The organism is uncultured Meiothermus sp. (assembly GCF_937863175.1).
GTDB lineage: Bacteria > Deinococcota > Deinococci > Deinococcales > Thermaceae > Meiothermus.
In genome coordinates this window covers 1-10,090 of record NZ_CALMCQ010000373.1, presented here as the reverse complement: position 1 = coordinate 10,090, position 10,090 = coordinate 1, and the positions used below count along the sequence as shown (strand labels likewise).

Here is a 10,090-nt window from a genome sequence, read left to right as displayed (position 1 = left end):
AGGCGGGTAAGCATGTGATCTGCGAAAAGCCCTTGGGGATGACCACCAGGGAGACCCGAAAAATGATTACAGCCCTCCAGCAGTACCCCAAACGGATTGCTGCGGTCAATTACAATATCCGCTTTTATCCCCTCAACCTCCATGCTCGAGACCTGGTACGAACCGGGTCTATCGGTGAGGTACTGCACATCAAGGGCAGCTATGTGCAGGACTGGCTCCTGTACCCCTCCGACTTCAACTGGCGGGTACTGGCCTCGGAGGGAGGCGAGTTGCGGGCCATTGGCGATATCGGCACCCACTGGCTGGATCTGGTCACCTTCATCACCGGCCTGGAAGTCGAGAGCGTGATGGCCGACCTCTATACGGTTCATCCAGTACGGCAGGCACCCCAGGGCTCGCTGGAAACCTTTAGTGGAAAGAAGGGCGGCAAGAAACCGGCCACCACTCCGGTTAAGATCAACACCGAGGACTACTCCAGCGTACTGTTGCGCTTCAAGGGGGGGCAACGGGGGGTGCTTACCGTCTCGCAGGTGACTGCCGGACGCAAGAATGCCATCGAGTATGAGATTGCGGGCAGCAAACGAGCCCTGGCCTGGAGTGGCGAACGCCCCGAACAGCTCTGGATTGGAGAGCGCAACGAAGCCAATCGAATACTACTGCGTGATCCGGGGCTACTAGCCGATACAGCAGCGGTCTATACCAGCTACCCCGGTGGCCATGCCGAGGGTTTCCCCGATACGTTCAAGCAGCTCTATAAAGCCATCTATGCCGATATCGAAGCGGGCAGACCCAGCGAAAAACCACTCTACGCCACCTTCGAGGACGGCCACAGGGAACTGGCGTTGTGCGAGGCGATTCTAGCCAGTAACAAGACGGGCAAGTGGATGAAAGTGAAGTACTGATGGCGGATAGCCTCCAGAGGAGACCATCATGGAACTTGGTTTTGTAAGTGCGATTCTCCCCGACCTCTCGTTGGAACAGGTGCTCGAGTTTGCCAGTGAACAGGGCTTCGAGACGGTAGAAGTGATGTGCTGGCCCAAAGGCAAGGCCGAACGACGCTATGCCGGAGTAACCCATATTGATGTGGCTAGCCTGAATGAGGCTGAGATCAAGAAAATCATGACCCTTACCAGAAAACACGGGGTTTCGATTTCGGGCCTGGGCTATTATCCCAACCCCCTGGTGGCCGACGAAAGAGAAGCCAGCGTATATATTGAGCACATCAAAAAGGTCATCACGGCCTCAGCCAGGCTGGGGGCGGGTCGTATGAACACCTTTATTGGACGCGACCACACCCGAAGCCTGAAGGACAACTGGACTTTGTTTGATGAGCGCTGGCCCGAAATCATCAAGCATGCCGAGAAGCAAAAGGTGAAGGTGGGGATCGAGAACTGCCCCATGTACTTCACAGGCGATGAGTGGCCTGGTGGTAAAAACATGGCCATCAACCCGGTGGTGTGGCGCGAGATGTTCAGCCGCATCGAATCGGATTGCTTTGGTCTGAACTACGACCCCAGCCACCTGGTCTGGCAGATGATGGATCCGGCCTGGCCCCTCCTGGAGTTCAAGGACAAACTCTTCCACATCCATGCCAAAGATGTGCGAATAGACCAGGATAAACTTCGCCAGGTAGGGAGTATGGCCACCCCGCTGGAATACCATGCCCCCAAACTGCCGGGCCTGGGTGATGTGAACTGGACCCAGTTCTTCGCCAACCTGACCGAAGCCCGCTACAACGGGCCGGTCTGCATCGAGGTTGAAGACCGGGCCTACGAGGGCAGCCTGGAAGACCGTAAGCGGGCCGTAATTCAGTCGGGGCGGTTCTTGCGGAACTTTGTGATTTAAGCTGCCCCACACTAAGTTTGTCTTACCTGTCGAGCGTATCTGCCAAACTGCTCGCCGCGGGCGTTGTATTCAAATTTATGCTGAGCTGGATGTAGTTACAGGTCTGCGCTGGAAGCCTCCAATGCTTAGCTGGTTGGCCGGGTTTTTGATATGTGGGATAAGCCGGCGCCCTATGTCGTCCAGGTCAATCATACCCGAGGGGCTTGTGCATAGCGGTTGGGCACAGAAATAACCGCCGTGGGCCTGGAAGAGTTGCTCGGTGAAATAGAGGTTCAAGGATGCCCTCCTGTGGGGGGTTGTATCGCTTATGGCTGGGAGTTGAGGGCGAGGGATGGTTTGTGTAAATGGTTCTGATGGTGGGCTCATAGAATGGAGTCTATGAAAGCGCTGGCCCTGATTGCCCACGATGGCAAGAAGACCGATATGGTGTCCTTTGCCAAAGACCACAAGGATCTGCTCTCACGGTTTTCTCTAGTCGCCACAGGCACTACCGGGCGCATCTTGCAAGAGAAAGCCGGATTGACGGTGACCCGGATGCTTTCGGGGCCGCTGGGTGGTGACCAGCAGATCGGGGCCCTGATTGCCGAGGACAAGGTGCTGGCGGTCATTTTTTTGCGCGACCCCCTCCAGGCCCAGCCCCATGAACCCGACGTGCAGGCCCTGATGCGGGTCTGCGATGTCCACAATGTCCCACTGGCGACCAACCTGACGGCTGCCGAGGCCGTGCTGGCCTGGCTCCAGAGCGACCTATCGGCCAATGAGCGGCAGGTTGGCTCGTAAGCAACGGCTCCGAAATTGGGGGATCGCGAACAAGATTGCCGGAAGGTGGGAAAGGGCGAGGGCAAGGCTGTTTGCAGTTGGCCTTAACCAGGGGGATGTGTTCACCCACGAGGGTCGGGTGGTGAACGATAGTGTCAGAAATCCGAATGTTAGGAAAGTTGAGTGCTATATTGGCAAGTAGGTATGACCCCCCTCGAGTGGATTCAACAAATGGTGGAGGCGAATCGAGAAGCCTTGCAGCAGATGCCCTTTCCACCCGGCCTGGCAGAATATGTGGACGAACTAGTCAAGTCGGGCCAGACCGAACAGATTATCGCCCTGATGAAGATGGGCTTCCTGATCGGCATCCAGCAAGGCGCAAGAAGTGAAGAGGTTCCCGCACCTTCCCCCAACCGTATTCAGGCGTAACTGCACCCATACAGACCACGCCCGTCCCGAAGGGCAGATACCGGATGGTATGCAGGTACTGGCTGCGCATCGCTGGGGTAGTTGACAGCACGACGACCTGAACGAGGGGCAGGGTGCAGGAATTGAACCTGACCATGGTAGGCAGCGATGGTTTTTTTCTGGTGTTTGCCCATTCAATTTTTGCTTTGATGGGCTAAATAGGTTGTCGGGAAATGTGTTGTTTGAAGGCAGACCGGTATGGATGGTCTGTTATGCTCTGACGTTATGCAGTCGTTTCATACCCAACCGGTCACGGGCCTGCGGTAACGTTCTGGAGCACTAATTCCCGATTGCTGCAGGTTTTTATTCTTCACGCTGGGGTTATGTGCACTTGCATAAAGTGGGCCAGAGCGATGTGACCACCGCATGAAACACCCTAAGACTTCCCCTGCCGAAATCCTGGATCGCTTTGCGCGGGAGGTGTTGTACGGCGAGGTTATCGGTAGCACCAGTGATTGTGGAGCTGTGCGCCTGGGGGTGGATGCAGAGGCCAAAATCTCGGTGGAAGATGGGGTTTTGCGTTTTGCCCCCCTGGACACACCGGGCTGGGGCCGCCAGGGAATTGCTTATGGCCCCTTTGCCCGAAAGGCCGGACTGGCCTTTGGGGTCTTCATGCTCAATGGGCACAACAACTCCCAAACCTGTGCTGCAGACCTCGGCATCCTGCCGCGAAGCTTTGGTCGCAGCCGGGAGGACTCTACCATCGGAATTCCCTTTAAGGCCCACTTTTCAGTACAGCCCATGCGGGAAAACCTGGCGGTAGGCTGGTTTGATCAACCGGTACCGACCCACCCCCTCGAGTCCGGCCAATCCCTGGTGATGCAGGGACACCCAAGCGAGAATGGCCTGCTATGTGCAGCCAAGGTGCGGGGTTTACACCATCTGTTGCTGGGCATTCAGAACAACCCAATCTATCTGGTCTCGATACTGCGCGAGAAGGGTGTGGCTTTTTATGCCGGTTCGCTCGAGGGCAGCCGTCACCTGCCGACGTTGCCGAAACTACGGCCTTTAGCGATAGACCCCTATAGCCTGACTGCGAAGGATTTGTACGCTGGGATTCACCAGTCCATCCTCGGTGAGATGGGGCACCGCGTAGATACCCGGGTGTATGGGGTGCGTGTAGCGGATATACCAGAGTGGCAGGGGTATGGCACGGCCCTGACTGCCGATCCCCAGCCCCAGCTGGGGCGCAAGGCTGCCCACGGTGGGGTATGGCACCTGCACGGCCCGTGCATGCTCTTGCACCTAAAGGAAGCTGGGGGTTTGTTTCATGTACGCCTGACTGCGCCTGCCAGCCTGATCTGGCGCTACCACGATCAGAGGCATTACCTCGCCCTGGAACTGAGCCCACGGGAAATCCGCCTGCGGCTGCAATATGGCCTCCAGCAAGTCGTGCTGGCCGCCAAACCCTACACGGGCCAGGCCCAGCAACCCCACTGGGTGCAGGTGTTGGACGACGGGCAAGCCCTCACCATTACCCTGGACGGCCAGCCGCTCTTTTCCGAAGGTCCGATCCTCGAGCATCGCCTGGCGAACGAGACCGGTGTTGGACTGGCGGGACAGGCCGCCGACTTCGAAGTGCATCCGCGTGAAGTGGTGTTGCCACCAGCGCTTGAACTGGGCCTACCCTGGCAGGCTAAGGGCCAACAGACGGTATTTGCGCCCTATCTGAACCATGCTGCTGAAGATTTGCTGATTTGCTGGGAACCCACCCTGGGACGTGGAAATTTGATGCCTGCTGAAGGGGGCCTGCGTATCGAAGCTGCTGGGGGAGAGCGCACCCTCTACACCATACCCTGGGACAGCACCGGTCTGGCCGATCTGGAAGTCGAAATCCTCCCTCCGGGCCAGTGTGTGGGGCAAAACCAGCAAAGCCGGGCTGGAGTCTGTATCTGGCAAGATGCCAAGCACCATCTGGTGGTAACCTTGTGCCTGGATGACAGGGAAAGTTCGGTGGCTGCAATACTGCGCTTTACCGGTTATGAAGAGCCCTACGACATGATCTGGAGTCGTGTGCCCGGTCTGCTCTACCACGGAGTACCGGTACGTTTGCGGGTGGTTTGTGATGGCGAGCGGTTTCAGGTCTACCTCGACGACGAACCTGTGTTGTACCGGGCCTTGCGCGATATTTACCCCGGAGCTGACCGAATATACATCCGGCGCGCAGGGCTTGCTTTGAGTGGTTATGGTGAAGATACCGGCAGCATTTTCCGCTCCTGGATTGCACGAAAGTAGATCAGCTATGGGGGTTGCAAGCAGATTTGTACCCGGCTGTATGTCTCACAAGATTCAAGCGTTTAGCGCTTTATGTTCGGCAGGGCAAGTAACGTACAAAAATCCTGCTACCTTGCTGTTGCCAAAGACTGAAGCGCCAGGCTTCTGGGCTTGCCGCTCCTTACCTGTTGCTTTCAACTGCCAGTCTGAATCTTTTGCTCGAGGGGTGAGTTCAGAATGTCGGGATGGGGAAGGGCTACAATAAATTTGCCGCCCCGTTTTAAATACTCCCGGTACTGGTGGGCCATCTCGCTGGGCTGATCGCTGAGCAGGAGCAGATAATCAGGTTGTTCGTCGAGCAGTCTGTGGGTGCCATGGATGGGGATATGCACCCCAGCCAGATAGCGACCATGTTTGCTGATATCGCTGTCCACCACGAAATCAATCACTTCACGGCCCAGCCCCACATAATTGAGCAAGGCCGTTGCTTGCGGACTGGCGCCATAAGCGGCTACCCTTCGCCCACGGGCCCGCAGTTCGGTTAGCAACGCCAGCAACGCTTCGCGTACCGCAGCGATGCGAGAGGCAAACTCGAGGTAGTAGGCGGTTGTGGTCAGGCCCAGCTTTTGCTCCTCATCCATGTACCTGCCAACCGAAGGTTCGATCTGGCGGGCCTTGCCCAGGTAGTAGCGTAGATAGCCCTCCGAAAGCGGTTCGACCCGGTGGAGCCACAAGCCGTGGCGGCGCACCAGTTCATATAAGGCACTGACCGAGAAGTAGTGTTGCTGCTGATGGGTGAAATGCTCGAACTGCCTGGCCTCGAGCAACTCCCGCACATAGGGTAGTTCCATCACCACCGAGCCACTATCCTTGAGAACTGCCGCGAGGCTCTCGAGCAGTCCATTGAGATCGCTGCTGTGAGCAAGCAGTTGATTGACCAGCACCACATCGGCCCGCAGCCCCTCCTCGCGCAGGTGGTTGGCATAGTTGCGGTCAAAACGCTCGTGGCGGGTGGGAATGGCCTTGCTGGCAGCCGCTTTGCTGCGCTCTGGATGGGTCTCGAGATAGACCACCCGTACCCCTGCTTGCATCAGCTGGCGCATCAGCTCTGGACTGCTCCCCGCCAGCGCCAACACCAGGTGGTGGGTGCCCAGCCGATAGTTGTGCATCAGCTGCTCGAGCAGCCCCCCATGCACAGGCCCGACCGGGGCCTGGAAGGGGGCCTCGATGGGGTCGCCGATCAGTTGAACCAGTCCACAGCGCTTGCAAAAGCCCACCTCGAGGCTTCGCCGTTCTTCGGGAGCGGCAAGCTGATCGGAGTTCAGAATACTGGAAAGGGGAAGCCTTCCCAAACTCAGAAAGGATACTATTTCTCCCGATCCACACGAGCGACAGGTCTTGACTTTCTTCATCGAAATCACCTGAGTACCGGTATTTCCGGGCCGCATATGCGGCTGCACTGGGTAGAGGGTACGAACTTTGCCGTAATCCTTCCGTTATCGGGGTTTGCCCGCATGGGTAGCGGCTTGTACCGATTCGTTAAGGGGTACAAAAAGTGGCTTGGAAGGACAACGTAAGCGTAACGAGATTTTTAACGAGCAAAAGGGGCGTGTTAATTTGGATTAAATACCTATCTAGAACAGTAAAATTCCCCCAATTGCCCGCCCTTTTTTACCCGAGCGGTTAACTTTTTCTCCTGCATGAAACGTGCTTCTGCCCCTGAGTAAGAGGTCATGTCCTTCCGCTGGGTACCAGATCGAAGGGGTTTGAACGAAGGAAGGGTAAATGAACCTTTCATCCTAACCATCCTGTCGGAAATGCGCTACCCTGAGCGCATGGCCATCGTTACACCCCAAGTCATCCGTCAGGATTTTCCACTCCTGGCCCAGCATCCCGATCTGGTCTATCTCAACTCGGCGGCCACCAGCCAGAAGCCTGAGGTGGTCATCGAAACAGTTTCCCGTTACTACCGAGAACTCAATGCCAGCATCCACCGGGGGGCCTACACCCTCTCGGTACAGGCCAGCGAAGCCTATGAGAATGCCCGGCGAACGCTGGCTGGCTTCATCGGAGCCGATGAACACGAGATCATCTTTGTGCGCAACACCACCGAGGCCCTTAACCTGGTGGCCTATGCCTGGGGGCTGAACAATCTACGGGCTGGGGATGAAATTCTGCTTACCGAAATGGAGCACCACGCCAACCTGGTGCCCTGGCATCTGGTATGTGAGCGTACCGGGGCCAAAATTAAAGCCATTCCGCTGGGCTCGGATGGCCGCCTGGACTTGAATACCCTCGAGACGCTCCTGACCGAGCGGGTCAGGCTGGTCAGCGTTACGCACATTTCCAACGTGCTGGGCACGGTCAACCCGGTGGCCCAGATTGCTCGAGCAGCCCGGGCCGTGGGAGCGCTGGTAGTGGTGGATGGAGCGCAGTCGGCACCCCACATGCCTGTAGACGTACAAGCTTTGGGTGCCGATTTTTATGCCTTTTCGGGACACAAAATGTGCGGCCCTACCGGGGTAGGGGTACTCTGGGGCCGTTACGAGGTGCTGGAAACCCTGGCCCCCTTTCTGGGTGGCGGCAGCATGATTCGAGAAGTCTTTGTGGACCGTTCCACTTATGCCCAACCCCCCCAGCGCCTCGAGGCGGGAACCCCGGCGGTTGCCGAGGCCATTGGGCTGGCAGCGGCAGTGGAATACCTGAAGAAGCTGGGCATGGACAGGGTCTGGCAGCATGAACTCGAGCTGACCGCTTACGCCCTAAAGCGCCTGGACGACGAACTGCCCGAAGTACGCACCTTTGGCCCCAGAGACTCCGACCGGGCCGGGGTGATTCCCTTTGTGCTGGGAGGCATTCACGCCCACGATGTGGCTACCGCTCTCGACCAGTACGGTATTGCAGTTCGAGCGGGACACCACTGCGCTCAGCCGCTGCACCGCAAGCTGGGCGTGGCTGCGACCTCCAGGGCCAGCTTTTACGTCTACACCACCCACGAAGACATAGACCGCTTCATTGAAGCGCTTAAGAAGGTACGGGACTTTTTCAAAGACTGGCTATAGCTGTGCCATGTTCGCGAGCGGACGAGACTTAGCGCTGCTCACCTGCCGCATTTCGCGGTTCGTACATGGAGCCCCTTCACAGTTATGGGCCACCATAAACCACGGTCTACACTACTACCGAGCCGCATCTTAGGGAAAGCCAGAGATACTACTGCCGCGAAGAGGGCGCCTACCCCAAAGCGGAACTCCCCTGCCTAATCATCGAAGGTGTACTGGCCGTGCAGGGTGGAGTGAAGCTCCAGGCTCAACCCAATAATCTCCTCTGCCACCCCTCCCGGCTACGTACCCGGCCCGAGATCACATCCTGGTAGGTCTGCACCAGTTCCCCACCCTGGCGCGGCACTTACTCCAGGTTGGTCCGGTGATGGGCTTCGGGACTAGACTTCTTGTCCTGGGGGCTGCCGGAAAAACGGAGGTATTCGGCAAAGCGCTTCACCTCGAGCCCTCCTTATTGCCGTGCCGGGGCATGCTACACTGACCTCATGGTGGTATTGCTGCCCAACGACCTCAGCAAGAAAATCGCAGCTCTCAAAAAAGCCCGAGGCAAAGACTGGGACAAAGAGCTGGGCAAGGCCATTGATTCGTTGCTTGCCGGCGACAAAGCAGTGCTGGCTGCGGAAGAGTTATTGCTTACCCCCAAACCCCGCAAAATGAGCGTGGCGGCTGCCCAAACCCTGTTGAAAAAGCATGACCAGCGCAAGGGAAAAATGAGCGGGAGCCAAGCGGATAAGGTAGCCGCCGCCGCTATTGACCGTAGCCGCACAAAATGAAGGTTGTCCTCGACACCAACTGTTACATCAGCCGCTTGCTCACCCCCAATGGGGGAGGGGCCAAGCTGGTGGACATGATGATTCGGGGCAAGCTGCAAGTGTTTGCCTCGGAAAAGCAAATCGAAGAACTGCTCAGGGTAGTCAAAGAGCAGTTTCAAGAGCCCAAAAAGCCAGAAAAGTACATACCCCTGGAAGTGGCCAATGCCCTGGTGGTGTTGATTCGGGCCAAGGCTGAAGTAATCCCAGATCGCCGGATGATCAAGAGCTCTGGAGATACAGACGATAACTGGATTATCTCCATCGCCATCAACGCGCGGGCTGATATCCTGGTAAGCCAGAACCGGAACCATATCTATCAAGAAATCCTGGGCAAGAGCACCAAAATCAGGGTAATGCGGATTGCCGAAGCCCTAAATGAACTTGCACCGAAGAAAAAGGTAACCAAGAAACGGTGAAAGCGAAGGTATTCGGCAAAGCGCTTCACCTCGAGCCCTCCTTATTGCCGCGCCGGAGCATGCTACACTGACCTCGTAGTGATATTGCTGCCCGACGACCTCAGTGAGATAATCGCAGCTCTCAAAAAAGCCCGAGGCAAAGACTGGGACAAAGAGCTCGAGAAAATGCAGGATGAAGACGTTCAGCTCTCCGACTGGGATGCCGAAGGGCGCATGTCCGGGCCTAAAGCCAGCCAGATTAGCGAAAAAGAGGCTATCAAAATGGCAGTAGATGCCGTGCGCACGGCCCGCAAAAAGTGATGCGGGTAGTTTTCGACACCAGCATCTACATTGCCACAAATAGTTTGAAAGAACTCGCAGCATCCGGTCTGCACAACTGATAAAGCTCTTGCGATAATATGGTGCACAACTTACTTGCTGAGCCGCCACGCTCAGAGCTATTCCTCCAATAACAACTGCTTTACCGCCCACCTCCACCTCGACATCCTCACCCGGCGACCTGCCCGCTGGGAGGACT

The 10,090-nt window shown here is 57.0% G+C and carries 10 protein-coding genes; 9 read left to right on the top strand and 1 reads right to left on the bottom strand.

Features of this window, described 5'->3' with window-relative positions; translation table 11 throughout:
- The 5 genes from Q0288_RS14005 to Q0288_RS13985 all read left to right on the top strand — a co-directional run.
- Nucleotides 1-902, top strand: a 902-nt coding sequence (locus Q0288_RS14005) for a Gfo/Idh/MocA family oxidoreductase (protein WP_299431562.1), incomplete at its 5' end; no start/stop codon positions are given.
- 28 nt (nucleotides 903-930) lie between these two features.
- Nucleotides 931-1,845 carry a sugar phosphate isomerase/epimerase gene (locus Q0288_RS14000; RefSeq protein ID WP_299431559.1) on the top strand — a complete coding sequence of 305 codons (915 nt, stop codon included), beginning with the start codon at nucleotides 931-933 and terminating at the stop codon, nucleotides 1,843-1,845.
- A gap of 378 nt (nucleotides 1,846-2,223) precedes the next feature.
- Nucleotides 2,224-2,625 (top strand): methylglyoxal synthase, encoded by a 402-nt coding sequence (gene mgsA / locus Q0288_RS13995; RefSeq protein WP_299431556.1) that lies wholly within the window; start codon nucleotides 2,224-2,226, stop codon nucleotides 2,623-2,625.
- A gap of 183 nt (nucleotides 2,626-2,808) precedes the next feature.
- The gene (locus Q0288_RS13990) at nucleotides 2,809-3,033 is read left to right on the top strand and encodes a hypothetical protein (RefSeq protein WP_299431553.1); all 225 of its coding nucleotides are present in this window, start codon (nucleotides 2,809-2,811) and stop codon (nucleotides 3,031-3,033) included.
- Nucleotides 3,034-3,438: 405 nt separating this feature from the next.
- Nucleotides 3,439-5,307, top strand: a complete 1,869-nt coding sequence (locus tag Q0288_RS13985; RefSeq protein ID WP_299431550.1) for a hypothetical protein — start codon at nucleotides 3,439-3,441, stop codon at nucleotides 5,305-5,307.
- Between the two features lie 173 nt (nucleotides 5,308-5,480).
- Here the strand turns inward: Q0288_RS13985 and Q0288_RS13980 are convergent, their stop codons facing one another.
- Nucleotides 5,481-6,698: a class I SAM-dependent methyltransferase gene (locus Q0288_RS13980; protein WP_299431547.1), complete on the bottom strand. Its 1,218-nt coding sequence runs from the start codon at nucleotides 6,696-6,698 to the stop codon at nucleotides 5,481-5,483.
- Between the two features lie 405 nt (nucleotides 6,699-7,103).
- On the opposite strand from Q0288_RS13980, the gene Q0288_RS13975 reads away from it, so the two are divergent.
- From Q0288_RS13975 to Q0288_RS13960, 4 genes are all read left to right on the top strand, one after another.
- A complete protein-coding gene (locus Q0288_RS13975) occupies nucleotides 7,104-8,348 on the top strand; it encodes a cysteine desulfurase (protein WP_299431544.1) in 1,245 nt (414 codons plus the stop codon).
- 482 nt (nucleotides 8,349-8,830) lie between these two features.
- The gene (locus Q0288_RS13970; RefSeq protein WP_299431541.1) at nucleotides 8,831-9,118 is read left to right on the top strand and encodes a hypothetical protein; all 288 of its coding nucleotides are present in this window, start codon (nucleotides 8,831-8,833) and stop codon (nucleotides 9,116-9,118) included.
- The gene (locus Q0288_RS13965; RefSeq protein ID WP_299431538.1) at nucleotides 9,115-9,573 is read left to right on the top strand and encodes a putative toxin-antitoxin system toxin component, PIN family; all 459 of its coding nucleotides are present in this window, start codon (nucleotides 9,115-9,117) and stop codon (nucleotides 9,571-9,573) included. Before Q0288_RS13970 ends, Q0288_RS13965 begins: the two co-directional genes overlap by 4 nt.
- Before the next feature lie 78 nt (nucleotides 9,574-9,651).
- Entirely contained in the window at nucleotides 9,652-9,873 is a 222-nt protein-coding gene (locus Q0288_RS13960; RefSeq protein ID WP_299431535.1) for a hypothetical protein, read from the top strand.
- Nucleotides 9,874-10,090 lie beyond the last annotated feature (217 nt).

Bases quoted from the DNA above. Each gene is read 5' to 3' on its own strand.
- Q0288_RS14000 (WP_299431559.1), top strand. From the start codon at position 931: ATGGAACTTGGTTTTGTAAGTGCGATTCTCCCCGACCTCTCGTTGGAA.
- mgsA (WP_299431556.1), top strand. From the start codon at position 2,224: ATGAAAGCGCTGGCCCTGATTGCCCACGATGGCAAGAAGACCGATATG.
- Q0288_RS13990 (WP_299431553.1), top strand. From the start codon at position 2,809: ATGACCCCCCTCGAGTGGATTCAACAAATGGTGGAGGCGAATCGAGAA.
- Q0288_RS13985 (WP_299431550.1), top strand. From the start codon at position 3,439: ATGAAACACCCTAAGACTTCCCCTGCCGAAATCCTGGATCGCTTTGCG.
- Q0288_RS13980 (WP_299431547.1), bottom strand. From the start codon at position 6,698: ATGAAGAAAGTCAAGACCTGTCGCTCGTGTGGATCGGGAGAAATAGTA.
- Q0288_RS13975 (WP_299431544.1), top strand. From the start codon at position 7,104: ATGCGCTACCCTGAGCGCATGGCCATCGTTACACCCCAAGTCATCCGT.
- Q0288_RS13970 (WP_299431541.1), top strand. From the start codon at position 8,831: ATGGTGGTATTGCTGCCCAACGACCTCAGCAAGAAAATCGCAGCTCTC.
- Q0288_RS13965 (WP_299431538.1), top strand. From the start codon at position 9,115: ATGAAGGTTGTCCTCGACACCAACTGTTACATCAGCCGCTTGCTCACC.